The sequence below is a fragment of the Rhodanobacter ginsengiterrae genome (assembly GCF_050026815.1).
GTDB classification, from domain to species: domain Bacteria; phylum Pseudomonadota; class Gammaproteobacteria; order Xanthomonadales; family Rhodanobacteraceae; genus Rhodanobacter; species Rhodanobacter ginsengiterrae.
Genome location: NZ_JALBWO010000057.1, coordinates 242212 through 267639, shown reverse-complemented (window position 1 = coordinate 267639; position 25428 = coordinate 242212). Strand labels below are relative to the sequence as shown.

Genomic DNA, 25428 nt, shown 5'->3' with positions numbered 1-25428 from the left:
GGAGCCGCTCAGGCCTGCGGCGGCAAGATGTCCGCACGCACGATCAGCAATCGCAGCGCGGGTCTGGCGTGGCATGGCGGCGCGTTCTTCCCGGGCAGTGCCGGCGCGCAGGCGCCGGGGCCTTGGGCAAGCACCACATACTGGCCGGATCGAAGGCTGACCTCGGCCTTGAATTTGGCCAGCCCACGCTGGCCGTGATCGTCATAGGCAAGCCAGACATCCAGCATCTCGCCGTTGATGCTCTTGACCGCAAAGTCGAAGCCACGCGAATAGCCGCCATCGGTTGCAGCCACCATCGACGTGTCATCGCTTGTCGATGCCCTGCCGGAGACCACCTGATCGAGACTGAAGTGCAGCGGCCCCATGCTTCGGCGTACCCCATCGAGCGCGGATGCCAACGGCTTCAGTGCCGTGTCATCGTCGCCGGCGCCGTATGCCCCGTCGACGACCCAGAACTGCAGATTCACCTGCGTGACCGGTGTTGGGGTTGCCGGGGATGGTCCGAGCGATGCGATCGCTTTGCCGATCGATGCCTGCGCATCCGGTGGTGCGTAAACCAGCAGCTTGCCGGGCGCGGGTGAGGTGACACTGGCCTTGCTGCCGAGCACATCGCGCAGCGCCCCTGCCAGCTGGCCGGTTTGCGCCGACGGCACCCTATGGACCTTCAACTCCATCAACCCCGTCGCCTGCTTCGACGAGGCATCGCCCGGAGCGTGGCAAGCCGCCACGGCCAGCAGCAGCGTGCTGGCGATCAGTCGGAGTATCTGTTTCATGCCATTCCTTGCACGACGACCAATGAGCCGCCTTCCTGACTATATACACGCCAGCGCGGATTTCCTTCACCGCCGAAAGGGTGGCGCCTGCAAGTGTCGGGCGACAGCAAGAAGGTTGAAACTAGCCCTCGTTTTCCCATCGTACGTCGATGGCATCGCCATCCAGCGAACCCACCCAGTAGGTGCCCAGCCGTACCCACGCCGAGCGGTTGCGTTTGCGCGAGGTGTCGTACACCGCCACGTGAAAGACCACCTGGGATCGCGAGGTGGTGAAGTACATGCCCAGCGGCATGAACAGGCTGCGCCTCGCGTGGAGGATCGTGTAGCCGTTCGCCCTGGCCCAGGCCTTCAGCAGTTCACGCGAACCCACGTAGTGACGGTAGCCGAGCCAGCAGGCCAGGCCGATCACGACCGCAGTCAACAGGAATCCGCCAAGGGAGTTCATCGTGCACGGTCCTTGCGCCATGGGCTGGAGCGCTGTCGAGCGGTCAGCACCGTAGCAGATGGATGATGGGACTGGTAGAAACGGCACCGACAATGGCAAGGTAGCCGCCATGCTGACCGAACCTGCCAATGCCTATGCCCGTCGCCTGAACACCTGGGACGCCGCGATGATCGTCATCGGCGGCGTGATCGGGGCGGGCATTTTCCTCACGCCGGCCACCGTGGCACGCAGTACTGCTTCGGGTGCGGAGCTGCTGGTGTTGTGGGTGATCGGTGGCCTGCTGACCCTGGCCGGCGTGCTGTGCTACGCCGAACTGGGCTCGCGCCGACCGCAGGCCGGCGGCATCTATGTCTACCTGCGCGAAGCGTTCGGTCTGTTGCCCGGCTTCCTGTTCGGCTGGACGATGGCGCTGATCAACTACCCCGGCAGCGTAGCCGCGGTGGCAACCATGTTCGCCGATTACCTGTGCACGGCGCTTGGCCTGGCGCCGCTGGTCTACGTGAAGCCGGTGGCGGTGGGTGCGATCGTGTTCATCGTCGGCATCAACCTGTTCGGCATCCGCGCCGGGGCGTGGATGCAGAACATCTTCACCGTGCTGAAGCTCGCGGCGGTCGTGCTGCTGGTGATCAGCGGGCTGGTTCTGGCACAGGGCCAGCTGGGCCCGGCACTGGCAGCGGACACCACCTATCCGGTGTCGCCTTGGGCGTTTGCCGGCGCCTTGCTGCCGGTGCTGTTCACCTATGGCGGCTTCCACTACCTCAACGACCTGGCCGGTGAAGTGCGCAACCCGCAACGCACCCTGCCGCGCGCGCTGGCCATGGGCATGGTCGGCGTGGTGGTCTGCTATGTGCTGGTCAACTACGCCTACCTGGCCGGATTGGGTCATGCCGGGCTTGCCGCCAGCGAGGCGCCGGCGGCGGACCTGATGCGGCGGCTGTTCGGCAAGGCCGGCGCCACCGTGATCGCGATCGGCATCGCCTGTTCCACCTTCGGCTATTGCAGCATCGCGATCGCCGGCGGTGCGCGCGTGCTGCAGACGATGGGTGCCGACGGCGTGTTCTTCCGTGCCGCCGGTCGCGTCGATGCGCGCACGCGTGCACCGCAGATCGCGCTGGCCTTGCTGGGCGCATGGGCCGCCGTGCTCACCTATTCGGGCAGCTTCAACCAGTTGCTCAACTACACCACGGTCGGCGAATGGCTCGGCCACGTGTTCGGCATCGGCACGCTGTTCTGGTATCGCAAGCATTTCATCGACCAGCCCGCGCCGTACCAGGTACCGTTCTATCCGCTGCTGCCGCTGATTTTCGTGATCACCGTGTTCGGCGTGATCGTGGCCAGCGCCATCCATGCCCCGGGCGATGCCGGCATGAGCCTGTTGATCATTGCCCTGGGCGTGCCGGTGTATTACGGCTGGCAGTGGTGGGTGCGCCGGCACCCGGTCGCGTAGCTGTTCTGCGCGCGCCCGCGCGAGGATTCCCTCGATGAAATGCCACGCTTGGTCCTGGCTATGGTGTCTGGGCTGCCTCGCGGCTTGCCATGCGGCCGCACCGGATGGGCTGGATCTGGCGAATCCGGATTCGGCTGGCCGGGTGCAGCTGGAACAGGTGCAGCGTGTCGGCAGCGTCGAGCGCGCGCGTGATGGCGTGCTCCAGCAAGCTTATGCGTTCCAGCCGGCGGCACATCCGTGGATCGTGATGGCGCCAGCGGGCGCGGCGTGGGATTGGTCGGGCCAGTGCGAATTGCACGTGCGTGTGCAGAACGCGATGCCGTGGCCGGTGACGCTGGATGTGCAGATCGACAGCGCCGGGCAGCCACTGCAGGCCAGCGTGGGGCTGCCGGCCGGGCCGCCACAGACACTGGTGATTCCGCTGCATGCGACCTCTCCGCGCGACCAGGGCATGCAGGTCGGGCCGCCCATGCCGTTTGCCGATCACGGCCAGCCGACCTTGCTGGCGACTGCCGTGCGCGGCACGCCGGATCTGCGCCATGTCCGTGCGATTCGTCTCGGTATCCCGGCGCCACAAGCGGTGCAGACACTGCTGTTCGGCCGCGTGGAAACGGCAGCCGCGGCGACCACGCTGCACGATGCGTATGCAGGCATCGTTGACCGTTACGGGCAATACACGCGCAGGCGATGGCCGGAGAAGATCGACTCCGATAACGCGCTGCGCGTGGCGGATGTCGCCGGGCCGCTGGCGACGAAGCCAGCCGGCCTGGATCGTTACGGTGGACGTCTGGACGGCCAGAACATGCGGCGGACCGGTTGGTTTCACACGCAGAAGCAGGGCGCTCGCTGGCAACTGGTGACGCCCGAGGGGTACGCATTCTTTTCGCTGGGCGTGAATGCGGTGACCATCACCGGCGGCCGCAGCTACGTCGAGGGTCGCCAGTTCATGTTCAGCGAGCTGCCGCCGGACCGCGGTGAATGGGCAGCGTTTTACGGTCGTGGCGATAACCGCAACCCGGAGCAGGGCGCCAGCCAGGGCATCGGCTACAACCACGGCCGCTGGTTCGATTTCTACGCAGCGAATCTGTATCGCCGGGACGGCGAAGGCTGGCGGGACGCGTGGCGCACGCGCACGCTGGAGCGGCTGCAGGCATGGGGCTTCAATACCATCGGCAACTGGAGCGACGATGCGCTGGGCCGCATGCATCGACTGCCGTATACGCGTTCGATCAATATCGCCGGCGACTACGCCAACGTGGCCAGCGGCCACGACTACTGGGGCCGCATGCCCGATCCGTTCGATCCGCGCTTCGTGCAGGCGACGGAAGTGGCGGTGGTGAAAGCCAGCGCCGACGTGCGCGACGATCCCTGGCTGCTCGGCTATTTCGCCGACAACGAACTGGCCTGGGCCGGCAGCGGTCCCCAGGGCCGCTGGGGGCTTGCCATCGGCACGCTTGCCGGCGACGCGAAGAGTCCGGCCAGGCAGGCCTTCATCGCGATGTTGCGCAAGAAGTACGTGGCGCCGGAAACGCTGTCCGCGGCGTGGGGTATCGCACTGGGGTCATGGGAGGCATTGAATGTCACCGGCTTCGCTGCGCCGGTGCCGAATGAAGCGCATCCGGCCATCGACGCCGACTACAGCGCGTGGCTGCGCGATTACGCCGACGCCTACTTTCGCACCGTGGCTGCGGCGATCCACCGCCACGACCCGCATCACCTGTTCCTCGGCGGTCGCTTCGCGGCGAATACGCCCGAGGCCGTCGCCGCCTGCGCGCAGTATTGCGACGTGGTCAGCTTCAATGTCTATGCCGACCTGCCGCAGCACGGTTTCGATGCGTCGGCGATGCACCAGCTCGACAAGCCGGTGCTGCTCAGCGAATTCCACTTCGGCTCCGATGACCGCGGCCCCTTCGGCAAGGGTGTGGTGTCGGCATGGAACGAGCAGCAGCGTGGCCAGGCATATGCGAGTTTCATCGCCACGGCGGCAAGCGCCCCGGATATCGTCGGCGCACACTGGTTCCAGTACACCGACCAACCGGTGAGCGGTCGCCTGCTTGACGGCGAGAACAGCCATATCGGACTGGTCGGCATCACCGATATTCCGTTTGGCGGGTTTGTCGAAGCGGTGCGTGCGGCCAATCTGAAAGCGACCCGGCCGTAGCGGCTGGCACCCGGCCGGGAATTGCACGTGGTGTGCTGTGGTTTCCCATAAAAAAACCCGCAGAGGGGGATCTGCGGGTTTTGGGGGTATCCATCTTGATCGCGTGGAGGAGGAGGGGAGGCCTCGCCACGCAGTGGGAGTGGTGTCTCACGACACGGCGTTAATGTACCGCAGGGTTTGTTAATGTCGTGTAACTGAGATGTGGCCTGATCGAAGCCATGCGTTGACGGCGAACGAGTCGCATGGTGGGTTTGCCAAGGCCGGGCATCACGGGGCTGTATTTTCACCACAAAAGGTGAAAACATGGCGTCCATGAGCCTGCACCTGACCAGTCGCCAATCCAACATCCTCGAGTTCATCCGTGCGCGGGTGGCGCAAGGGGGGCAGGCACCCACCCTGGAGGAGATCGGCCAGGCGATGGGCTTGCCCAACGTCAGCGCGGTGCTCAAGCACGTGCGTTCGCTGGAGGCCAAGGGGCGGCTGGCGATCGAGCCGAACCGGTCGCGGGGCATCCGGCTGGTGGATTCGGCCGATGCGCTGGATGCGGACACCATGGAACTGCCGCTGGTGGGTCGCATCGCCGCCGGCGAGCCGCTGTTTTCCGAAGCGCGGATCGAGCGCACGCTGCGCGTGTCGCGCTGGCTGTTCCGGCTGCGACCGGACTATCTGGTGCGGGTGGTCGGCGACTCGATGCGCGATGAAGGCATCCTCGATCAGGACCTGGTCGGCGTGCACGCCACGCCGGTGGCGCGGCATGGCCAGGTGGTGGCGGCGCGGGTCGGCGGTGACCGCTTCACCATCAAGCGGCTGCACTGGCAGGGCGAGGTGATCCGCCTGTTGCCGAACAGCCCGGGCTATCAGCCCATCGATCCGGATCCCACCGAGGACTTCGCCATCGAAGGTCTGTTCGCCGGATTGCTGAGGGGCAGCTGATGAGTGCGGTGGTGTCCTTGTCGTCGTTGCTCGATGCGCGCGAGGTCTGGCGCGGTCGCGCCGCGCCGGCATCCGCTGGCGAGCAACCCACCGGCTGGGCGGCACTGGATGCGGTATTGCCGACGGGCGGCTGGCCCGCGGCCTCGCTGTCGGAAATCCTGCTGCCGCTGGATGCTGTGGGCGAGTTGCAACTGGTGCTGCCGACGCTGGCGCGACTCAGCCGTGGCCAGCGGCCGGTGGTGCTGGTGACGCCGCCGTATGCACCTTGCGTGGCCGGCTGGCGCCAGCAGGGCGTGGACATGCGCCGGGTCGAGATCGTCACCGCGGCCGAGGCCGATGTGCTGTGGGCGATGGAGCAGTGCCTGCGCTCGGGCAGTTGCGCTGCGGTGCTGGCGTGGCCGCGACAGGCGGATGACCGCGCGCTGCGGCGCTTGCAGGTGGCCGCCGATGGCGGACGTGCGCTGGCGTTTGCCTTCCGCGATCGACGGCATCTGGGCAATGCCTCACCCGCCGCACTCCGGCTGGAACTGGAGGCACGGCCACGCCCTCAGGTGTGGGTGCGCAAATGCCGTGGTGGCGCCGTGCCCGAGCAGCCGGTGGCGCTGCCGCGCGCCCTGCATTGATGGTTGGCGCTGATGTTGTGGGCCTGCATTTTGTTGCCGCGTCTGGCACTGGACGGTGTCCTCCGTCGCCGCCCGGGCGAGGGCCCGCTGGTGCTGGTGGCCGGTGCCGCGAATGCGCGCACCATCGTGGCGGCGAACGCGGCCGCGCGCGCGGCCGGTCTGCGCGTGGGGCAGCGACTGAACGCGGCGCAGGCACTGCTGGCGCAGTTCGAGGCCTTGCCGTACGAGCCTGAGCTGGTCGATCGCTGGCATCGGTTTCTGGCCGCGGTCGCGTATCGCTACAGCTCCGAGGTGAGCCTGCTGCCGCATGCGATCGTGCTGGAGGTCAGTCGCAGCCTGAGCCTGTTCGGCTCATGGCCGCGGCTGGAAAGCCTGCTGCGCGACGAGCTCGATGCGCTGGGCTTTCGCCATCGGATCAGCGCCGCGCCGACGGCGCATGCGGCGTACGTGCTGGCCGGTGTCAGTGATGGCCAGGCGGTGTTGGGCGACGAGCATCTGCGCCACGCGCTGCAACGCATCCCGTTGCAGCAAAGCCGCCTGCCCGCGGCTGCCGTCGAGGCCTTGCCCGGCATGGGCATCCGCACCCTGGGCCAGTTGCTGAACCTGCCGCGCGATGGCCTGCGGCGGCGCTTCGGCGCCGACCTGCTGCTGGCGCTGGATCGGCTGACGGGCGATGCGCCCGCTGGCCTGGATGCCTATCGGCCACCGGACAACTTCGACCTGCGCATCGAGCTGTCGCACGAGGTGGAGAACATCGGCGCGCTGATCTTTCCACTGCGTCGCATGACCGGCGATCTGGCCGCCTACCTGGCCGGTCGCGACGGCGGCGTGCAGCGCTTCCTGCTGCGGCTGGAACATCGCGAGGAAACCACCGAGGTGATGGTGGGCCTGCTCGCGCCCGAACGCGAGGCGAGCATGTTGTTCGAGCTGGCACGCGGGCGGCTGGAGCAGGTGCAGTTGCCCGCGCCGGTGCTGGCCATGCGCCTGATCGCGCGCGATCTGCCGGCGTTCGTGCCGGCCGGCCGCGACCTGTTCGACGAACGTCCGGCGCATGCGCTGCCGATCGAGCAACTGCGCGAACGCCTGCGTGCACGGCTGGGTGATCGCGCCGTGCATCAGCTGGGCAGCACCACCGACCCGCGTCCCGAGCTGGCGCAGAAAGTGACGGCCTCCGACAATGGCTGGCAGGAATCGTCGCCGCGGCCGACCTGGCTGCTCGATCGACCCCTGCCCCTGCGCGGCCCCGCTCCGCACATCCTGGCCGGACCCGAGCGACTGGAAACCGGCTGGTGGGATGGTGGTGAAGTGTGCCGCGACTACTACGTGGTGGAGACCGCGCAAGGCCAGCGCGCGTGGGCATTCTGCGCGCCGGGCGAGCAGGCCGGCTGGATGCTGCAGGGCTGGTTTGCATGAACGCCTATGCCGAGCTGCATTGCCTGTCGAACTTCTCGTTCGGCCGCGGTGCCTCCAGTGCCCACGAGCTGTTCGAGCGCGCCAAGGCCTGCGGCTACAGCGCGCTGGCGATCACCGACGAATGCTCGCTGGCCGGCATCGTGCGTGCGCTGGAGGCATCGCGCGCCACCGGCGTGAAGCTGATCACGGGCGCCGAGTTCCAGCTCGATGACGGGCCGAAGCTGGTGCTGCTGTGCGAAACGAAAGCCGGCTATACCGCCTTGTGCGGGCTGATCAGCCGCGGCCGGCGCGCCTCGGCCAAGGGCAGCTATCGCCTGCATCGCAGCGATCTTGCCGACGGCCTGCCGGGCACGTTCGCCTTGTGGCTGCCCGAGCGCACGCCCGATCTCGCGCATGGCCGCTGGATGCGCGATACCTTCGGCGAGCGGGCGTGGCTGGCGGTGGAGCTGCATCACGGGCCGGACGATGCGCAACGCCTGCACGAGCTGGAACGGCTCGGACGCAGCCTGCCGCTGCCGCTGGTGGCTGCAGGCGACGTGCACATGCACGTGCGTCGACGGCTGGCGCTGCAGAACACGCTGACCGCGATCCGCCATCGTCTGCCGATCGCGGAGGCCGGTGCGCTGATCTTCCGCAATGGCGAACGCCACCTGCGCCGCCGCGATGCACTGGGTGCGATCTATTCCGCAACGCTGATGCAGGAAAGCGCCGCCATCGCCGCTCGCTGCCGCTTCAGTCTGGACGAGCTGCATTACCGCTATCCGGCCGAGCTGGTGCCCGCTGGCCATAGTGCGAGCAGCTGGTTGCGACAACTCACCGAGGAAGGCATGCGCTGGCGCTGGCCAGACGGTGTGCCGGAGAAAGTCGAGGCGCAGATCGAGCACGAGCTGGGCCTTATCGAGCATCTGCAATACGAGTCGTACTTCCTCACCGTGCATGACATCGTGCGCTTCGCGCGCGGCCGGAAAATCCTCTGCCAGGGTCGCGGTTCGGCCGCGAATTCCGCGGTGTGTTTCGCGCTTGGCGTGACCGAAGTCGATCCGGCGCGGATGAACCTGCTGGTCGAGCGCTTCATCAGCAGGGAACGCAACGAGCCACCCGACATCGACGTGGATTTCGAGCACGAGCGACGCGAGGAAGTGATCCAGTACATCTACGCCAAGTACGGCCGCGAGCGCGCCGCGCTGGCGGCCACGGTGATCTGCTATCGCGGCAAGAGCGCGGTGCGCGACGTGGCCAAGGCGCTGGGTCTGCCGCCGGATCAGGTCGATCAGTTGAGCGGCATCTTCGGCTGGCGGGGTGGCGAGGCATCACTGGACGAACGTCTGCGCGAACACGGTTTCGATCCGCACAGCGCGGTGCTGCGGCGGGTACTGAAACTCACTGCCGAACTGCTCGACATGCCGCGACACCTGTCCCAGCACGTGGGCGGTTTCGTGATCAGCGACGCGCCGCTGAGCGAGCTGGTGCCGGTGGAGAACGCGGCGATGCCCGAGCGCACCATCATCCAGTGGGACAAGGACGACCTGGATACCATGAGGCTGCTCAAGGTCGATTGCCTGGCGCTGGGCATGTTGAGTTGCGTGCGCAAGTGCCTGGACCTGCTGCGCGCGCATCGCGGCCAGGATTACAGCCTGGCGACCCTGCCGCCCGAGGATCCGGACACCTACCGGATGATCCAGCGCGCCGACACCGTCGGCGTGTTCCAGATCGAGAGCCGGGCGCAGATGGCGATGCTGCCGCGGCATCGGCCGGCGAATTTCTACGACCTGGTGATCCAGGTGGCGATCGTGCGACCCGGCCCGATCCAGGGCGACATGGTGCATCCCTACCTGCGTCGCCGGCGCGGCGAGGAGCCAGTGGACTATCCGTCGGAGGATCTGAAAGCGGTGTTCGAACGCACGCTGGGCGTGCCGCTGTTCCAGGAGCAGGTGATGAAGCTGGCGATCGTGGCGGCTGGCTACACGGCGGGCGAAGCTGACCAGCTGCGTCGCGCGATGGCCGCGTGGAAGCGCCACGGCGGCATGGAACACCATCGCGAGCGGATCATGACGGGCATGCTCGAACGCGGCTATACCGCCGAATTCGCCGCGCGGCTGTTCGAGCAGATCAAGGGCTTCGGCAGCTACGGTTTTCCGGAGAGCCACGCCGCCAGTTTCGCCGGCATCGTCTACGCCAGCTGCTGGCTGAAATGCCACGAGCCGGCGGCGTTCGCCTGCGCCTTGCTGAACGCGCAGCCGATGGGTTTCTACGGCCCCAGCCAGATCGTGCAGGATGCGCAGCGCCACGGCATCGAGGTGCGGTCGGTGGATGTGTGCCACAGCGATTGGGATTGCACGCTGGAGGATGACGCACACGGCCGGGCGCAGCCGGCGCTGCGGCTCGGCCTGCGGCAGGTGCGCGGCATGCGCCAGGACGTCGCCGAGCGACTTTCGCTGGCGCGCGCCGCGCGCGCCTTCGTCGATGTGGTGGATCTGTGCGCGCGCACCGGCATCGACCGGCGCCAGCAACAGTTGCTGGCCGAGGCGGGCGCCTTGCGCGGACTGGCCGGTCATCGCCATCAGGCGAAGTGGGCGGTGGCCGGTATCGAACCGCAGCTGCCATTGTTCGGCCAGGCCAGCCCGGCGGAGCAAGCCATCGCGTTGCCGGCGCCATCGGTCGCGGAAAACCTGCACGCGGATTACGCGCGCACCGGCCTCAGCCTGGGTCCGCATCCGCTGAAGCTGATCCGCGCGCGACTGCGCGCGGCGCGCTTCACCGATTCCCGCAGCCTGCGCGGCCAGCCGCATCAGAGCCCGGTGCGCGCCGCCGGCCTGGTGACCCAGCGCCAGCGCCCGCAGACGGCCAGCGGAGTGACCTTCATCACCATGGAAGACGAGCACGGTTCCATCAACGTGGTGGTCTGGAGCCATGTCGCGGAAAAGCAGCGCCGCGCCTACCTGGAGGCCAGCCTGCTTGGCGTGGAGGGGCAGTGGGAAAGCGTCGACGGGGTGAGTCACCTGATCGCCCGGCGGCTGGTCGACATGAGCGCCTGGCTGGGTTCGCTGGACAGTCGTTCGCGCGACTTCCATTGAGCAGGCCATCGCCAGAACCGAGGCACTGCCGCCAGGCAGGGAATCGGGTAGGCTGAAGTCGCCGCCGGGGCCAGCATGGGGATGCTGGGGGCGGTTTCTTTTCATTGCCTTGGGGGATTTATGGGTACTTCTTCGTTGGCTGCATTGGCCGGCATGGGGCTGTTCGCCATGCTGGTGATGATCGTCGTCGGCATCCTGGTGGCGGCGCTGGTATTGAGTGTCGCGTTCCGGCTGGTGGTGGGCTACATGCCGTCCTACCTGCGTGCGCTCGGCGCCGTGGTGCTGACCTGGATCGCGGGCGTCGTGGCGATGATCATCATCGGCATGGTCAGCTCCGGTGGCGCCGGGGGCGTGCTGTCGCTGATCGTGCAATTCCTGGTCGGTGCGTTCGTGGTGAACTACCTGCTGCTGTCGCAGGACGGCAGCCAGATCGGCTTTGGCAAGGCCTGCGTGGTGCAGGTGATCTACCTGGTGATCTTCATCATTCTGGCGATGATTTTCGCTGCCGCGATGGCGATGTTCTTCGGCGGCATGATGCTGCACGGATGATGCGCCGAAGGGGCGGAGCGATCCGCCCCTTCGTGCGGCGTGCTTCAGGCCAGGCTGGTGGCGATGCCGAAACTGATCGCCATGATCGCAGCGACCGCCATGCACGCGCTGCCGGGACGGATCCGGCGGGCATCCACGCGCGGTACCAGCCGCCACAGCAGGGCGGTGCCGATCAGCATGTCCAGCACCAGCGTCCAGCGCAGCAGGCCGGAACTGAGCAGCGCCGCATAGGGCGGATGCAGGTGACCTTCCCAGGCGGCCACGCCGACGACCAGCAGCAGGCCGACCATCGTCCACAGCAGGCAGGCCAGGTAGATGCGGTTGAATACCACCGCGCAGCGCTCGGTCCAGCGCATCACCGACCAGCCGATCAGGGCGAACACCAGCGCAGCCATGCTGCTGTACAGCACCCACCACAGCAGGGTGCTGATCACGGTAAGCAGGGTAGTCATGTGACTTGCTTGAACCCCAGTTTGCGCAGCAGCTTGGCCATCAGCCAGGCCGGGCCGATCAGCAGATAGGAAAGGTCGGTGAGGAAGCTGGGCCTGCGTCCCTCGAACTTGTGCCCGATGAACTGGCCGATCCAGGCGACCACGAACACGCCGATCGCGAGGTAGCACAGCTGCGCCACGCCCAGCCGGTAATACAGGAAGTTGGTGAGCAGGCCGAACAGGGCGAACACGAGCAGCAGGCCGAGCGCCAGCCGGTGCGAGCGTCGCCAGTACCAGTAGAACGCCAGCACCATCACCAGCACTGCCCACGAACCGGGCCGCAGCAAACTGACCGGCACCGGAATCGCCCACAGCAGCGCGATCACCGACCACAGGATCGGCGGCACGCAAAGCCAGTGGAACATCTGGTTGGTCGGGTTGCGATGGTCGCCGCTGTAGCTGTCGAGCCATTCCTGCATGGTGCGCATGGCATTCCCCCGTTGAACGTTTCAGTCGAGCCGGATGCCCGCCAGTCGCTGCAGGGCCTCGGCATATTTGGCTGCGGTGCGGGCGATCACCTCGTCCGGAATCACCGGGCCAGGCGCGGTCTTGTTCCAGTCCTGCGTCTCCAGCCAGTCGCGCACGAACTGCTTGTCGTAGCTGGGCGGGCTGATGCCCACGCGGTATTCGTCGGCCGGCCAGAAGCGCGAGGAATCCGGGGTCAGCATTTCGTCCATCACGTACAGCTTGCCGCTGGCATCGGTGCCGAACTCGAACTTGGTATCGGCGATGATGATGCCACGTTCGGCCGCATAGGCGGCTGCCCAACGATAGATCGCCAGGGTGGCGTCACGCACCTGGTTGGCCAGCTCGCTGCCGACCGCATCGATGACGACATCGAAGCTGACGTTTTCGTCGTGGTCGCCGACGGCGGCCTTGGTCGACGGGGTGAAGATCGGCGCCGGCAGCTGTTGCGCCTGTTGCAGGCCGGCGGGCAGGGCGATGCCGCACAGCGAACCGGTAGCCAGGTAATCCTTCCAGCCCGAACCGATCAGGTAGCCGCGGGCGATCGCTTCCACCGGCACCGGTTTCAGCCGCCGCGCCACCACCGCGCGTTTCTCGTACAACTTGATGTCGGTGCCCGGCGGCAGCACCTCGGACAGCGGTACGTCGAGCAGATGATTCGGCAGCAGGTGCGCGGTCTTGGCGAACCAGAAGTTCGACATCTGGGTCAGCATCTCGCCCTTGCCGGGGATCGGGTTGGGCAGCACCACGTCGAACGCCGACAACCGGTCCGTGGCGACCATCAGCAGCCGATCGTCGGACAACGCGTAGACATCGCGTACCTTGCCGCGGTGGACCAGTTCGAGTCCGGGCAGGTTCGATTGCGGCAAGGTGGTGGGCACGGCGGCGGGTTCCACAGGGCGGGGAAGCGCCCATTCTAGCCGCTGCAGCCGGGGTGCCGGAAACGCCGCGTCGGGGTTTTCGGGGCACTGCTAGAATTGGCGTCCTTTGGCCCCATGTGTTGCCGATGCGCATTCCATTGATCGCGGTGCTGAGCCTGCTCGCCGCCCTCCCGCTTCACGCACAGACGCCGGTGCCGCCCGCCCGGCTGGGTCTTTGCGCCGCCTGTCACGGTGCCGACGGCCACGCCAGCATGCCCGGCGTGCCGAACCTGGCGGGCCAGCGGCTGGACTATCTGCGCGACGCGCTGAAGCAATACCGCGACGGCCGCCGCAACATCCCGGTGATGCGTGCTGCGATCGGTCCGGTCAACGACATCGAGCTCGACGCGCTGGCGCGCTGGTACAGCGCACAACCGCCGCAGGCAAAGCCATGAGTTTCACCTATACCCTGTGGTTCGCCTTCTTCGGCCTGCTGATCGGCCACCTGCCCGGCGCCGTCACCGGTGCGGTGCTCGGCTTCATTTTCGACAACATGCGCTACAGCCAGCGCAAGAACGCCACGCCGGAGGCCGGTGGTTTCGTCGGCCCGCTGTTCACCTTGCTCGGCGCAGTGGCCAAATCCGATGGCCGCGTGTCGGAACAGGAGATCGCGATCGCCGAACGGCTGATGACGCGGATGAGCCTGGACGCCGAACTGCGCAAGCAGGCGGTGACCAGCTTCAATGTGGGCAAGCAGCCGGAGTTCGACGTCACCCGCACCATCGCCGAACTGCGCAACTGGGTCGGCCTGCGCCGCGATCATGCGTTTCCGGTGCTCGACGTGGTGATCGAGACGGTATTGGCCGAAGGCAATCCGCCGCCGGAGAAGATGTCGATCCTGCGCCAGCTCGCCTTCGCCCTGCGCATCAGCGACATGGAGTTGATGGCGCTGATGGCGATGAAGGGCTACGCCTGGAACAGCGGCGGCCCGCGTGGCTACAGCCATGGCCCGGCCGGCGGCGGCTACGTGCCGCCGCAGCGCACGCCGCAAGGCCCCGACCCGTACGCCGTGCTCGGCATCGACCGCAGCGTCGACGATCGCGCGGTCAAGCGCGCCTATCGCAAGCTCATTTCCGAACACCACCCCGACCGTCTCGGCGACCTGCCCGAAGACATGCGCAAGCAGGCCGAATCGCGCGCCAGCGAAATCAACGCCGCGTACGACCGGATCAAGGAGGCGCGGGGATTCAAGTAACGCGAAATGTTCTCCCTCCCCTGCTTGCAGGGGAGGGCCGGGGTGGGGTCGCTCTTCGCCTCAACGTCAAAAGCATCCCCTCACCTGAAGGACTCCCTTCGGTCGCCAACCTCCGCCTGCTGCGCAGGGTGAGGAGCCAGACGGCCATGGCGTGGCAGACTTTGCACTCCGCACTTACCCCTCATTCCGGCAACTACCATGCCCAAGCAAACCCCGATCATCGCCCCCTCCATCCTCGCCGCCGATTTCGCGCGGCTGGGCGAAGACACCGCAGCGGCGCTGGCCGCCGGTGCCGACTGGGTGCACTTCGACGTGATGGACAACCATTACGTGCCGAACCTGACCATCGGCCCGATGGTGCTGCAGTCGTTGCGCAAGTTCGGCATCAGCGCGCCGATCGACGTGCACCTGATGGTCAAGCCGGTCGACCGCATCGTGCCGGACTTCGCCAAGGCCGGCGCCAGCCTGATCAGCTTCCACCCCGAAGCCAGCGAACACATCGACCGCACGCTGGGACTGATCAAGGAATCCGGCTGCCAGGCCGGGCTGGTGTTCAACCCGGCCACTCCGCTGGATCACTTGGATTACGTGATGGACAAGCTGGACATGATCCTGATCATGTCGGTGAACCCGGGTTTCGGCGGCCAGAAATTCATTCCCGGCACGCTGGAGAAGCTGCGCCAGGTGCGCCAGCGCATAGACGCCAGCGGTCGCGCGATCCGGCTCGAAGTGGATGGCGGCGTCACCGCGCAGAACATCGGCGCCATCGCTGCGGCCGGCGCCGACACCTTTGTCGCCGGCTCGGCGATCTTCCACGCGGCGGACTATCGTGCCGAGATCGCGGCCATGCACCGCGCCATCGCCGAAGCGCAGGCATAAAAATCCCGACGCAGTGAACGGCTGCGCCGGGATAAACGTCGTCGGAGACGTGAGAGGAAACACCATGATTGGTGTGCCGGCGCGGCCACTATGGGGAGAGCTTGCTGCCGCACCGGCACGTTCCACGGCAAGAGGAACCGCACCAATCACAAGTTCTGACCGGGCCGTTCCGGTTTGGTTCCCGCGCCGGCTGACGAATCGACCACGCTCGCGTTCAGCTCCAGCCGACGGGCCTGCACCGCATAGCGCAACGGCCCGCCCGGCACGATCGCGTCGAACGGATAGCAGGTGACCAGCCACAGGCCGTCCATGCTGTCGGCGGGCGGCACGCGCACCAGCCGGCTGTCGATCACGCGACTGCCGGTCACCACGTAATCGCTGTGTCCGCGCGGCCCGTCCAGCGCCAGCTGGTCGCCGGGGCGCAACTGCGGCAGAAAGCGGAACTGGGTGTCGCGATGCGCGCTGATCACGCCGAGCCCGGCTGCGCCTGGCCTGGCGCCGCCGGCATTCCAGCCCGGACCGAACGCCAACGCCTGGCCGCTGTCGCCATCCAGCACGATCAGATCCTGTTGCAGGCGCGGCACGCGGAGTCGCGCCAGCGGGGTGATGTCCGCCCAGGGCCATGGATGCTGCGGCAAACGCCCGTGGTCGGAGTGACTCCACGCGCGCTCGAGCAGCCATTGCGCCAGCACCGCCTTGGCGTGAATCCAGCTTCCATGCGCACCCAGTCCGGCAGCCAGCAGCAGTGCACCGCACATCACCCAACGCCAGCTGCGTCGGCGGATCACCGACACGATCGTTGCCGCCACCACGCCCATGCCGCCAGCACCAGCGCCAGCAGCGCCAGCCACAGCTCCAGCGTCGCCGACGTCGCGGTTTGCGCGAAATGCGTGCCGGCGGGCATCACGTTGGGAATCTGCTGGCGCTGCAGCGTCGCCTCGGCGCTGCGCGCCGGGGTCCGATCGACCGCCACCAGGCTGGTATAGGCACTGACCAGGTGGGCGTCGAGCGCGGTGCGGGTGATCGCTTCGACCAGCGGCTCGGCTGCGCCGCCACGGGCCAGCTGGTCGGAGAGATCGGCGATGCGCGATTGCGCCCACAAGCGATCCAGCCCGTCGGCCGCCTTCGCCGCGGACAAGTCGGCCGGCACCGTCCAGCCGCGATCGGCGAGCTGGCCGCGCACCTGCACCTGGCTGACCGGTTGGGCCAGTTTCGCGGTGACCAGCAGCGGCTCGCCCAGGTACAGGTCGGGCAGCTGGCGCGGGTACGCCTCGCTGCCGGCCGGCCAGTCCACCTGGATGTCGCGCAGGGCGGGGTGGTCGAGGCGGGCCAGCAGGCCGATCATCGCTTCGCCCAGGTTGCCGGTGTCGGTGATCAGGGTTTCGCTGCCGCGACCATGGCGCGCCGCCGCCTGCAGGAAGTCCGCGTTCGGCGCACTGCCGATGCCGATCGGGAACAGCCGCGAATCGCCCAGCTTCTCGTCGATCAACTGCATCAGGCCGTTCGGATCGTCGACCGCGCCATCGGTGGCGAACAGCACCTGCCGCACATAGCCTGCGGGCGCGTGCCCGGCCAGCGCGAAGCTCAGCGCCGGCGCCATCTCGGTGCCGCCGCCCGCCTGCAACTGATCGACCCAGGCGCGCGCCTTCTGCAAGGCCTCGGGCGTGGCCGCCACCGCCTCGCTGGCCCAGGGATTCAGCGTCGAGTTGAATTCGGCCACGTTGAAGCGGTCGCCCGGCTGCAGCTGGCTCAGCGCCAGATCCAGCGCCGCGCGCGCCTGCCGGATCGACTCGCCGCCCATCGAGCCGGAAGTGTCGATGATCAGGATCAGTTCGCGCGGGAGGCGCTGCGCCTGCTGCTGTGGCGGCAACAGCATCAGCATCGCGTAGTGCTGGCCGTCGATGTCCTGCTGGAAGCTGGCCACGTTCGGCTGGGTTTGTGCTTGCGGCTGCCAGCTCAGCATGAAATCACGGTCCGGCAGCACGCTGGCATCGCGCAAACGGATGGCCCAGCGCCGGTCGTGATGCATGCTGGTGATCGCATGGCTGGAGCTGTCGACGCTGGCCAGTGGCACGCCGGCATCCAGTTGTACCGCGATGTGCGTACGCAGCGGCGCCTGCGCATCGTCGGCGGCAAACACCTGTGGCGTGGCCACCCCCGCGTCGCCGGGCTGGGCGCCATCGCGCATGTGGTAGCGCGGGGTGTAGGTAAGCGGAAAACGCAGCCAGAACCGGCCTGCGCGGTAGTCGATGCGCTGCCAGTAGTGCAGCACGATGGTCACCGTCTCGCCGGGTGCCACGTTGGTCACCGCGGTGCGGAACAGATTGCCGTTGTCTGCCTCGACGAGCGCGGCGCGCTTGCCGCTGTTGCGGGCCTGTTCGAAGACTTTTTGCGCGGCCTGCTTGCGCTGGATGCTGGCCACGATGCGGCGCTCGCCGATCTCCAGCGACATCGAGTACACCGCCGCGCCGCTGGGCAGCGGCAACAGGTATTGCCCTTCCAGCCAGTCCTTGCCGGTGTTGCGGAACTGCTGGCGCACCTGTACCTCGGCGACCAGTCCGCTGACTTTGTATTCGACATCGGTATCGAGGCTGGCGAGGGTCTGCATGTGGCCGCTGGCGTCGCGCCAGCGCAACTCGCCGCTGCCCGGCGTGGTGGCCTGCGCGGCCAGCCCGGACAACAGGCCGACGAGCAGCAGCAGGAGTCGCAAATGGAAGAGAAATCCGGGTGATGCGCGCATGGCCGTCCCTTGGTTGTTGGCAAGTGCTACGGCTGCATTGGCGCATCCGCGGCGGCCCGGCTGGCGTCGCGGATGCGACGTTCTGCAGTGCAATCGGGGCAGAACGCTGACCGGTGCGTTCGCTGCGTCGCGGCGAGGTGGGCGCGAAACGGCGGGCAAAAAAAATCCCCTCGCGAGGAGGGGACAAGGAACCACCATGTCGGATGGATCGGGGAGGTCGGAACGGAAAGGCCGCTTTCGGCAAGCGGCTAAAGCGGTTGCCAGTCCGTATCGGGCTGATCCTGGCCCACGCCCGCTGCGCTTCCCTGCGCAGCGGGCGTGCCAGTGCCTTCCACGGCAAGCGGAAGCAGACGAAGTGCGATGCATCGGGCTTTTGTCATGACCATCTCCTTCAGTGGATGCCGAGCAGCAGGCCCAGCAACAGGGCGCCCAGCGCCAGGGTGATGCGCAGCGGTTCGAAGCCGTGCAGCTCGGCGTTCGTGTTGCGCGGGTCGGGGTCGACTTTCATGATCTTTCTCACCGTGCGGTTGACGGTTCCATCAAAACGCCGGCGGCGGCGCGTGCAGCGGCGGCGAACGGCCGGTTTGCGGTCCGCTCATGGCAAAACGCGGGCAGTCGTCATGGATGGCTTGCGCACGGGCGATTCGCATAGCACGCTGCGCCCATCATTCGAAGGGGACGCACCATGGGTCGCAGCATTGCCATCGTCGAAGACGAACCGTTGATCCGCGCCAACTACGTCGAGGCGCTGAACCGCTTCGGCTACGACGCCCGCGGCTACGGTTCGCGCCGCGAGGCGTCGAGCGCGTTCGCGATGAAGTTGCCCGAGCTGGTGATCATCGACATCGGCCTGGGCGACGAACCGGAAGGCGGCTTCGACCTGTGCCGCGAACTGCGCGCGAAGTCGGCCACCTTGCCGCTGATCTTCCTCACCGCGCGCGATTCGGATTTCGACGTGATCTCCGGCCTGCGCCTGGGCGCCGACGACTACCTCAGCAAGGACACCAGCCTGCACCAGCTGGCCGCGCGCATCGCTGCGCTGTTCCGCCGGATCGAGTCGCTGAAGGCGCCGGCGTCGAGCGAGACGGTGATCGAGCATGGCCCGCTGAAGCTGGAATCCGAGCGCATGCGGATCAGCTGGAACGGCGAGGAGGTCCCGCTCACCGTCACCGAATTCTGGATGGTGCACACGCTGATCCGCTTCCCCGGCCACGTGAAGAATCGCGACCAGCTGATGCGCGAAGCCGAGCTGGTGGTCGACGACGCCACCATCACCTCGCACATCAAGCGCATCCGCAAGAAGTTCGTCGCGGTCGCGCCGGAGTTCGATGCGATCGAGACCGTGCATGGCGTCGGCTACCGGTGGAAGCCGTGAGCCTGCGCCTCGGTGCACTCCTGGCGCTGTGGCTGGTTGTCGGGTTGGCGCAGGCCGCCGGCACCGACGACGTGCTGGCCCGCGGCGCCCGCGATGGCAAGGCGCCGGCCTGGGCGGTCGCCGTGGCCACGCCCGCCGGCTGGACGCGCGACTGTTGCACTTACGCCCGCGCGATCGGTGTCAACGCCGTGCTGTACCAGGGCGAGTGGAGCGGCAAGCCGCAGCGGGTGATGGTGCTCAACGTGTGGCCGCGCCAGCTGCCTGCGCTGGCCGACGAAGTGCAGGCCGACCGCAAGCGCTACCTGCAGCACGACCCGGCCGGCAAGACCACCTCCTTCGCCGTGCGGCACCCGGCGATGCCGTGCCAGGCCTCGGTCTACGAGGGCAGCGATCATGTCGACGACGTGCTGGTGTTCTGCGATCCCGGCGCCGCCAGTGGCGTGCGACTGAGCTGGTCGATGGCGTTCGACGATGCCGATCCGTCACGCCAGGCATTGCTCGACGATTTCATGCGGGTGGTGGTGGCCAGTCGCTGGATGCGAGATTCAGGGGTGCCTGCCACGCATGTGCCTTGATCGTCTGCTCCGATGAGCCTGCGCCGCAAACTGCTGCTGGTTGCCCTGTGCACGCTGGCGTTGCCGATCGCCGGCTGGCTGTATGTGCGGCAGATGGAGACGCTGCTGCGCGAAGGCCAGGCGCAGGCCTTGCTGGCCTCGGCCAATGCGGTGGCACGCAGCCTGGTGGTGACCGATGCGCTGCCGCCGGTGACCGGCCATGCCTGGTATGTGGAGCCGCTCAGCCAGCCGATCACCGTCGACGGCTATGGCGATGACTGGGCACCGCTGACGCCGTGGAGCCAGTCGCTGGGCACGCAGGGCAAGTTGCTGCTGGCGGCCGACGACAGCTGGCTGTACCTGTATGCGGACGTGCGCGACACGCGGCGCAGCCGCGCCGATGCGGACGACGCCAACGCGCTGGCCGCCGATCACCTGACCCTCGCGCTGGGCAATGCCGGCGGCCAGCGGCGCTACCTGCTGACCAGCGCGGCGCCCGGTGCCTTGTCGGCACGGCCGCTCGATCCACCGGTGGATGGCTTGCCCGAGATGATTCCTGCGCAATGGCAGGAAGACGGCAGCGGCTACCGGGTCGAGTTGCGGCTGCCGCGCAGCCTCGCGCTGCGCAGCCTTGGCGTCGGCATCTATGACGCCGCGACCGGCGGCGACCGGATGGCGGCGGACACGCGCCCGCTGCTGGCCTACGCGGACAAGCTCTCCCGCGAGCTGACCCAGCTGGTGCCCGATCGCGTGCAGGCGCGGGTACTGACGCCACAGGGCTGGCTGCTGGCGCGCAGCGGCCGGCTGAACACGCTGCCGGGCAGCGACGGCCAGCCCGGCTGGTTCGCCGCGCTGGTCTATCGCTCGCTGCTCGCCAACCGGCTGGAGGATGCCAACCTGTGGGCGCAGGACGTGCCGCGACTGGATACCGGTGAAGTGCGCGAGGCGGCGGCCGGACAGCCGACAACGGTATGGCGTGCCGGCGAGGAGCGCGGCAGCGTGGTGCTGGCCGCCGCGGTGCCGATCGAGCGCGCGGGCAAGGTCGACGGCGTGCTGCTGCTGGAACAATCCAGTCGCACCGTGCCCTTGCTGGCCAATCGTGCGCTGTTCGGCCTGTTGCTGACCAGCTTCGGCGTGCTGCTGGTGGCTGGTGGCATCCTGTTGTGGTTCGCCACGCGCTTGAGCCTGCGCCTCGGCCGGCTGCGCAATGCGGCCGAGCGGGCGCAGTTCAACGATGGCCGTCTGGACGGCTTGTTCGAGAGTGGCAAGTTCCCGATGACCGATGCGCCGGACGAGATCGGCGACCTCGCGCGCAGCTTCGAAAAGCTGTTCGAGGTGGTCGACAGCTATACCGACTACCTGCGCACGCTGGCCTCGAAGCTCTCGCACGAATTGAACACGCCGCTGGCCATCGTCAAATCCTCGCTGGACAACCTCGAGCATGCCTTGCAGGCCGAGGGTCACCTGCCGTCGGCGGCGCAGCCGTATCTGTCGCGCGCCCGCGACGGCGTGGCCAGGCTGGGCGCGCTGGTCCGCGCGATGAGCGAGTCGAGCCGGATGGAGCGTTCGATCACCGCCGCGGAACCCGAGGATGTCGACCTGCGCGACGTGGTGCGCGGCTGCGCCGAGGCCTACCGTCCGCTGATCGGTACGCGGCGACTCGATTGCGAGCTGCCGGCCAGCGCGGTCAATCTGCACTGTGCACCCGAGCTGATTGCGCAGGCGCTGGACAAGCTGCTCGACAACGCCATGTCGTTCACGCCACCCGATGGCTGGTTGCGGTTGAGCCTGCGCCAAGCGGACGACGGCGCCGAGATCGAACTGGCCAATCAGGGCCCGCCCTTGCCGGCGGCGATGCAGGGTCGGCTGTTCGATTCGCTGGTCAGCCTGCGCGACAAGTCGACGCCCGGCGATGCGCCGCACCTCGGACTCGGGCTGTACGTGGTGCGGCTGGTGGCCGAACGCCACGGCGGCGTTGCCAGCGCGCGCAACCTCGACGACGGCAGCGGCGTGGCGTTCTCGCTGCGTTTGCATGGGATGCCCCGGCCGCGGCTCTGAGCCGGTCGGGTCGTTCACGTTGCCGCCGGCTCTGCCCTACAATCGGCGATTCAGCCTCAGCCACGGATTGAGCACGTGATCTCCCGAGACGAATTCGACGCGCTGGTGGCCAAGGGCCACACGCGCATACCGCTGGTGCGCGAGGTGTTTTCCGACCTCGACACGCCGCTGTCGGTGTATTTGAAACTGGCCGATGGCCCGTACACCTTCCTGTTCGAGTCGGTCGAGGGCGGCGCCACCTGGGGGCGCTATTCGATCATTGGCTTGCCGGCGAAGCGGGTCTATCGCCTGCGCGGGCACGAGCTGGAAGTCGAGGATTCCGGCGAGATCACCGAGCGCCGGCATCTTGACGATCCGCTGGCGGAAATCGAAAAGCTGCGCCTGCAGTACGACGTGCCGCGCTTGCCGCAGCTGCCAGCGTTCAGCGGCGGACTGGTCGGCTATTTCGGTTTCGAGACGATCGGCTACATCGAGCCGCGGCTGGCGCAGTGGGATCGCGCCGACGAGTTGGGCACGCCCGACGTGCTGCTGATGCTGGCCGAGGAAGTGGCCGTCTTCGACAACCTCAAGGGCCGGCTGTACCTGATCGTGCACGCCGACCCGGAGCAGCCGCAGGCGTACGCCGAGGCGCAGCGCCGGCTCGACGCGCTGGTCTACCGGCTGCGCCAGGGCGGTGCCTCGTACCCGCAGCTCACCCAGTCGATCGCGCTGGACGAGGGTGACTTCAAGTCCTCGTTCACCAGGGAAGAGTTCGAGGCGATGGTCGAGAAGGCGAAGGAATACATCCGCGCCGGCGACGTCTTCCAGGTGGTGCCGTCGCAGCGACTCAGCGTGGGTTTCAATGCACGCCCGGTCGACGTCTATCGCGCGCTGCGTGCGTTGAATCCGTCGCCGTACATGTATTTTGTCGACCTGGGCGACACCCAGATCGTGGGCTCCTCGCCGGAAATCCTCGCCCGGCTGAAGGACGGCAAGGTGGTGGTGCGGCCGCTCGCCGGCACGCGCAAGCGCGGCGCCACGGAAGAAGAAGACCAGGCGCTGGAAGCCGAGCTGCTGGCCGATCCGAAGGAGCGCGCCGAGCACGTGATGCTGATCGACCTGGGTCGCAACGACATCGGCAGGATCAGCGAGACCGGCAGCGTGGAAGTCACCGATTCGTTCGTGATCGAGCGCTACTCGCACGTGATGCACATCGTCTCGCAGGTGCAGGGCACGGCGAAGCCCAACCTCAGTTACATGGACGTGCTCAAGGCCACCTTCCCGGCCGGCACGCTCAGCGGCGCGCCGAAGATCCGCGCGCTGGAGATCATCCAGGAGCTGGAACCGACCAAGCGCAACATCTACGCCGGCGCGATCGGCTGGATCGGCTGGTGGGGCGATGCCGACACCGCCATCGCGATCCGCACCGCGGTGATCCAGAACGGCCGCCTGCACGTGCAGGCCGGCGCCGGCATCGTCTACGACTCCGACCCCGCCACCGAGTGGGAAGAGACGATGAGCAAGGGTCGCGCGTTGTTCCGCGCGGTGGCGCAGGCGGCCAAGGGACTGTAGACGCGAGGCCATCGTTGAGTCTGGCGGAGCGCCTTTCCGCCGGCAGCCGGGGTTCCCACGCAAGTCAGTGAGCGCAAGTTCTTGCAGACTTTCGCGACGGATTGGTACGTTATATCGTTGCGTCCTCGTCCTTCCCGTCAAGACGCGTTCGCATGATCAATCCGTGGTTCGAGTGCTTGCCGGCGCCGTGGCAATGACGGCCGCGATGATCGGGCGGGTGCGCTTGCTGCCGCGTGCGACGCGGTTGTCGTCGTTGCGCCATCTGCTCGTCGCGGTTGCCGTGCTGGGCGTCGCCGGTTGTGCGGTGGGTCCGGATTTCCATCGGCCCGCAGCGCCCGAGGTCGGCAGGTTCACTGCCGCACCACTGCCGGCAACCACCGCCGGTGCGTCAGTCGCGGGCGGGCAGCCGCAGCACTTCGTCGCCGGCGCGGATATTCCGGCGCAGTGGTGGACGCTGTTTCATTCGCCGGCGCTGAATGCGCTGATCGAGCAGGCGCTGGTGCACAACCCGGACCTCAAGGCGGCGCAGGCGGCGCTGGCGGTGGCGCGCGAAAACACCCGGGCCGGGCGCGGTGCCTACTATCCGTCGGTCAGCGCCGGTCTGTCGGCCAGCCGCGAGCAGGATCCGCCCGGCGCGCTGGCGCCGGTGCCCAGCAACAACGCGTTTCTGTACAACCTGTTCACGCCGCAGGTCAGCGTGTCGTACGTGCCCGATGTGTTCGGCTTGAATCGACGCACGGTGGAATCGCTGAAGGCGCAGGAGCAGTCGGCGCGATTCGAGGCGATTGCCGCACGCATCACGTTGAGCTCCAACGTGGTGGCCGCAGCGGTGCAGCAGGCTTCATTGCGCGCGCAGATCGCGGCGACCCGCGAGCTGGTCGGGATCAACGGCCACATGGTCGAGATCCTCACCTACCAGCACGACAAGGGCTATGCCGGCGGGCTCGACCTCGCCGCGCAGCAAGCGCAGCTGGCCCAGGTCAAGGCCAGCTTGCCGCCGCTGCTGACCCAGCTGGATCAGCAGGATGATTTGCTGGCGGTGCTGGCGGGGCGCTTTCCGGGCGAGGCGGGCGCACCGTCATTCGACCTGGCCGAGCTGCAATTGCCGCAGCAACTGCCGCTGAGCCTGCCGTCGGCATTGGTGGCGCAACGTCCGGACGTGCGCCAGGCCGAGGCGAACATGCATGCGGCCAGCGCGCAGGTCGGGGTGGCGATCGCCAACCGGCTGCCGAATATTTCATTGACCGCGAACGCGGGCAGTACCGCGCTGGCAATCAATCAGCTGTTCAAATCCGGCACCGGCTTCTGGAGCCTGGGCGCGGATCTGGCTGCGCCGATCTTCCAGGGCGGCAGCCTGCTGCACCAGGAGCGCGCCGCCAAGGCCGCCTATGTGCAGTCGGCCGAGGCATATCGCAGCACGGTGCTGACGGCGTTCCGGAATGTGGCCGACACTCTGTCTGCGCTGCAGCACGACGCCGAAGGCCTGCAGGCCGCGGCCAGCGCTGCGGATGCGGCGAAGCGCACGCTGGATCTGTCGCAGCACCAGTACCAGGACGGCTATGCCGGCTACCTTTCGCTGCTCAGTGCCGAGCAGGGCTTTCAGCAAGCTCGCATCGCGCTGGTCCAGGCTCAGGCAAGTCGTTATGCCGATACCGCCGCGCTGTTCCAGGCGCTGGGTGGCGGCTGGTGGCATGCCGCCGAAAGCGATAGCGCAACCGGGCAACCGGACACCTCCGATGCGGACCCTGCCAAGGCAAACCGGGACAGCGATGAAAAGTAGAT

General features: G+C 67.5%; 22 protein-coding genes. 15 read left to right on the top strand and 7 right to left on the bottom strand.

Annotated features, from left to right (window positions below):
* Window positions 1–8 precede the first annotated feature (8 nt).
* Window positions 9–773, bottom strand: coding sequence for a hypothetical protein (locus tag ACQGNJ_RS16215; protein ID WP_426690281.1), 765 nt, complete (start codon window positions 771–773; stop codon window positions 9–11).
* A gap of 121 nt (window positions 774–894) precedes the next feature.
* The gene (locus ACQGNJ_RS16210; RefSeq protein WP_426690280.1) at window positions 895–1218 is read right to left on the bottom strand and encodes a hypothetical protein; all 324 of its coding nucleotides are present in this window, start codon (window positions 1216–1218) and stop codon (window positions 895–897) included.
* 109 nt (window positions 1219–1327) lie between these two features.
* Here ACQGNJ_RS16210 and ACQGNJ_RS16205 point away from each other — a divergent pair, with 109 nt between their 5' ends.
* From ACQGNJ_RS16205 to ACQGNJ_RS16175, 7 genes are all read left to right on the top strand, one after another.
* Complete coding sequence (locus ACQGNJ_RS16205) at window positions 1328–2665, top strand: APC family permease (RefSeq protein WP_426690279.1); 1338 nt, start codon at window positions 1328–1330, stop codon at window positions 2663–2665.
* Between the two features lie 34 nt (window positions 2666–2699).
* Complete coding sequence (locus ACQGNJ_RS16200; RefSeq protein ID WP_426690278.1) at window positions 2700–4826, top strand: beta-agarase; 2127 nt, start codon at window positions 2700–2702, stop codon at window positions 4824–4826.
* A gap of 312 nt (window positions 4827–5138) precedes the next feature.
* Complete coding sequence (gene lexA / locus ACQGNJ_RS16195; protein ID WP_426690672.1) at window positions 5139–5759, top strand: transcriptional repressor LexA; 621 nt, start codon at window positions 5139–5141, stop codon at window positions 5757–5759.
* The gene (gene imuA / locus ACQGNJ_RS16190) at window positions 5759–6382 is read left to right on the top strand and encodes a translesion DNA synthesis-associated protein ImuA (protein ID WP_426690277.1); all 624 of its coding nucleotides are present in this window, start codon (window positions 5759–5761) and stop codon (window positions 6380–6382) included. Before lexA ends, imuA begins: the two co-directional genes overlap by 1 nt.
* Before the next feature lie 12 nt (window positions 6383–6394).
* A complete protein-coding gene (locus ACQGNJ_RS16185) occupies window positions 6395–7795 on the top strand; it encodes a Y-family DNA polymerase (protein WP_426690276.1) in 1401 nt (466 codons plus the stop codon).
* A complete protein-coding gene (locus ACQGNJ_RS16180; protein ID WP_426690275.1) occupies window positions 7792–10869 on the top strand; it encodes an error-prone DNA polymerase in 3078 nt (1025 codons plus the stop codon). Before ACQGNJ_RS16185 ends, ACQGNJ_RS16180 begins: the two co-directional genes overlap by 4 nt.
* 120 nt (window positions 10870–10989) lie before the next feature.
* Window positions 10990–11418, top strand: a complete 429-nt coding sequence (locus ACQGNJ_RS16175; protein ID WP_426690274.1) for a hypothetical protein — start codon at window positions 10990–10992, stop codon at window positions 11416–11418.
* 44 nt (window positions 11419–11462) lie between these two features.
* Here the strand turns inward: ACQGNJ_RS16175 and ACQGNJ_RS16170 are convergent, their stop codons facing one another.
* Genes ACQGNJ_RS16170 through ACQGNJ_RS16160 form a run of 3 tightly spaced genes read right to left on the bottom strand, consistent with a single transcriptional unit; the run spans window position 11463 to window position 13255 of the window.
* A complete protein-coding gene (locus ACQGNJ_RS16170) occupies window positions 11463–11870 on the bottom strand; it encodes a hypothetical protein (RefSeq protein WP_426690273.1) in 408 nt (135 codons plus the stop codon).
* Complete coding sequence (locus tag ACQGNJ_RS16165) at window positions 11867–12337, bottom strand: Mpo1 family 2-hydroxy fatty acid dioxygenase (RefSeq protein WP_426690272.1); 471 nt, start codon at window positions 12335–12337, stop codon at window positions 11867–11869. The genes ACQGNJ_RS16170 and ACQGNJ_RS16165 overlap by 4 nt, the downstream gene beginning before the upstream one ends.
* A gap of 21 nt (window positions 12338–12358) precedes the next feature.
* Window positions 12359–13255, bottom strand: a complete 897-nt coding sequence (locus tag ACQGNJ_RS16160) for a phosphoribosylaminoimidazolesuccinocarboxamide synthase (RefSeq protein WP_426690271.1) — start codon at window positions 13253–13255, stop codon at window positions 12359–12361.
* A 125-nt stretch (window positions 13256–13380) separates the two neighbouring features.
* Here ACQGNJ_RS16160 and ACQGNJ_RS16155 point away from each other — a divergent pair, with 125 nt between their 5' ends.
* From ACQGNJ_RS16155 to rpe, 3 genes are all read left to right on the top strand, one after another.
* A complete protein-coding gene (locus tag ACQGNJ_RS16155) occupies window positions 13381–13689 on the top strand; it encodes a c-type cytochrome (RefSeq protein ID WP_426690270.1) in 309 nt (102 codons plus the stop codon).
* Window positions 13686–14489, top strand: coding sequence for a co-chaperone DjlA (gene djlA / locus ACQGNJ_RS16150; RefSeq protein WP_426690269.1), 804 nt, complete (start codon window positions 13686–13688; stop codon window positions 14487–14489). The genes ACQGNJ_RS16155 and djlA overlap by 4 nt, the downstream gene beginning before the upstream one ends.
* A 198-nt stretch (window positions 14490–14687) precedes the next feature.
* Window positions 14688–15368 (top strand): ribulose-phosphate 3-epimerase, encoded by a 681-nt coding sequence (rpe, locus tag ACQGNJ_RS16145; RefSeq protein ID WP_426690268.1) that lies wholly within the window; start codon window positions 14688–14690, stop codon window positions 15366–15368.
* A gap of 146 nt (window positions 15369–15514) precedes the next feature.
* Here the strand turns inward: rpe and ACQGNJ_RS16140 are convergent, their stop codons facing one another.
* Both ACQGNJ_RS16140 and ACQGNJ_RS16135 read right to left on the bottom strand, forming a co-directional pair.
* On the bottom strand, window positions 15515–16186 hold the full coding sequence (locus tag ACQGNJ_RS16140; RefSeq protein ID WP_426690267.1) for a class GN sortase: 672 nt from the start codon (window positions 16184–16186) through the stop codon (window positions 15515–15517).
* On the bottom strand, window positions 16153–18108 hold the full coding sequence (locus ACQGNJ_RS16135) for a marine proteobacterial sortase target protein (RefSeq protein ID WP_426690266.1): 1956 nt from the start codon (window positions 18106–18108) through the stop codon (window positions 16153–16155). Before ACQGNJ_RS16135 ends, ACQGNJ_RS16140 begins: the two co-directional genes overlap by 34 nt.
* A gap of 685 nt (window positions 18109–18793) precedes the next feature.
* Here ACQGNJ_RS16135 and pdsR point away from each other — a divergent pair.
* The 5 genes from pdsR (at window position 18794) to ACQGNJ_RS16110 (ending at window position 25426) form a co-directional block, all read left to right on the top strand.
* The gene (pdsR, locus tag ACQGNJ_RS16130; RefSeq protein ID WP_426690265.1) at window positions 18794–19483 is read left to right on the top strand and encodes a proteobacterial dedicated sortase system response regulator; all 690 of its coding nucleotides are present in this window, start codon (window positions 18794–18796) and stop codon (window positions 19481–19483) included.
* Window positions 19480–20058 (top strand): hypothetical protein, encoded by a 579-nt coding sequence (locus ACQGNJ_RS16125; protein ID WP_426690264.1) that lies wholly within the window; start codon window positions 19480–19482, stop codon window positions 20056–20058. Before pdsR ends, ACQGNJ_RS16125 begins: the two co-directional genes overlap by 4 nt.
* Before the next feature lie 12 nt (window positions 20059–20070).
* Window positions 20071–22095: an ATP-binding protein gene (locus tag ACQGNJ_RS16120; RefSeq protein WP_426690263.1), complete on the top strand. Its 2025-nt coding sequence runs from the start codon at window positions 20071–20073 to the stop codon at window positions 22093–22095.
* A 75-nt stretch (window positions 22096–22170) separates the two neighbouring features.
* On the top strand, window positions 22171–23646 hold the full coding sequence (trpE, locus tag ACQGNJ_RS16115) for an anthranilate synthase component I (protein WP_426690262.1): 1476 nt from the start codon (window positions 22171–22173) through the stop codon (window positions 23644–23646).
* 163 nt (window positions 23647–23809) lie between these two features.
* Window positions 23810–25426, top strand: coding sequence for an efflux transporter outer membrane subunit (locus ACQGNJ_RS16110; RefSeq protein WP_426690261.1), 1617 nt, complete (start codon window positions 23810–23812; stop codon window positions 25424–25426).
* Window positions 25427–25428: the final 2 nt, after the last annotated feature.

Bases quoted from the DNA above. Each gene is read 5' to 3' on its own strand.
- ACQGNJ_RS16170 (WP_426690273.1), bottom strand. From the start codon at position 11,870: ATGACTACCCTGCTTACCGTGATCAGCACCCTGCTGTGGTGGGTGCTG.
- pdsR (WP_426690265.1), top strand. From the start codon at position 18,794: ATGGGTCGCAGCATTGCCATCGTCGAAGACGAACCGTTGATCCGCGCC.
- rpe (WP_426690268.1), top strand. From the start codon at position 14,688: ATGCCCAAGCAAACCCCGATCATCGCCCCCTCCATCCTCGCCGCCGAT.
- ACQGNJ_RS16210 (WP_426690280.1), bottom strand. From the start codon at position 1,218: ATGAACTCCCTTGGCGGATTCCTGTTGACTGCGGTCGTGATCGGCCTG.
- ACQGNJ_RS16135 (WP_426690266.1), bottom strand. From the start codon at position 18,108: ATGCGCGCATCACCCGGATTTCTCTTCCATTTGCGACTCCTGCTGCTG.
- ACQGNJ_RS16205 (WP_426690279.1), top strand. From the start codon at position 1,328: ATGCTGACCGAACCTGCCAATGCCTATGCCCGTCGCCTGAACACCTGG.
- ACQGNJ_RS16165 (WP_426690272.1), bottom strand. From the start codon at position 12,337: ATGCGCACCATGCAGGAATGGCTCGACAGCTACAGCGGCGACCATCGC.
- ACQGNJ_RS16200 (WP_426690278.1), top strand. From the start codon at position 2,700: ATGAAATGCCACGCTTGGTCCTGGCTATGGTGTCTGGGCTGCCTCGCG.
- ACQGNJ_RS16140 (WP_426690267.1), bottom strand. From the start codon at position 16,186: ATGGGCGTGGTGGCGGCAACGATCGTGTCGGTGATCCGCCGACGCAGC.
- ACQGNJ_RS16185 (WP_426690276.1), top strand. From the start codon at position 6,395: ATGTTGTGGGCCTGCATTTTGTTGCCGCGTCTGGCACTGGACGGTGTC.
- djlA (WP_426690269.1), top strand. From the start codon at position 13,686: ATGAGTTTCACCTATACCCTGTGGTTCGCCTTCTTCGGCCTGCTGATC.
- ACQGNJ_RS16180 (WP_426690275.1), top strand. From the start codon at position 7,792: ATGAACGCCTATGCCGAGCTGCATTGCCTGTCGAACTTCTCGTTCGGC.
- lexA (WP_426690672.1), top strand. From the start codon at position 5,139: ATGAGCCTGCACCTGACCAGTCGCCAATCCAACATCCTCGAGTTCATC.
- ACQGNJ_RS16120 (WP_426690263.1), top strand. From the start codon at position 20,071: ATGAGCCTGCGCCGCAAACTGCTGCTGGTTGCCCTGTGCACGCTGGCG.
- imuA (WP_426690277.1), top strand. From the start codon at position 5,759: ATGAGTGCGGTGGTGTCCTTGTCGTCGTTGCTCGATGCGCGCGAGGTC.
- ACQGNJ_RS16155 (WP_426690270.1), top strand. From the start codon at position 13,381: ATGCGCATTCCATTGATCGCGGTGCTGAGCCTGCTCGCCGCCCTCCCG.
- ACQGNJ_RS16175 (WP_426690274.1), top strand. From the start codon at position 10,990: ATGGGTACTTCTTCGTTGGCTGCATTGGCCGGCATGGGGCTGTTCGCC.
- ACQGNJ_RS16215 (WP_426690281.1), bottom strand. From the start codon at position 773: ATGAAACAGATACTCCGACTGATCGCCAGCACGCTGCTGCTGGCCGTG.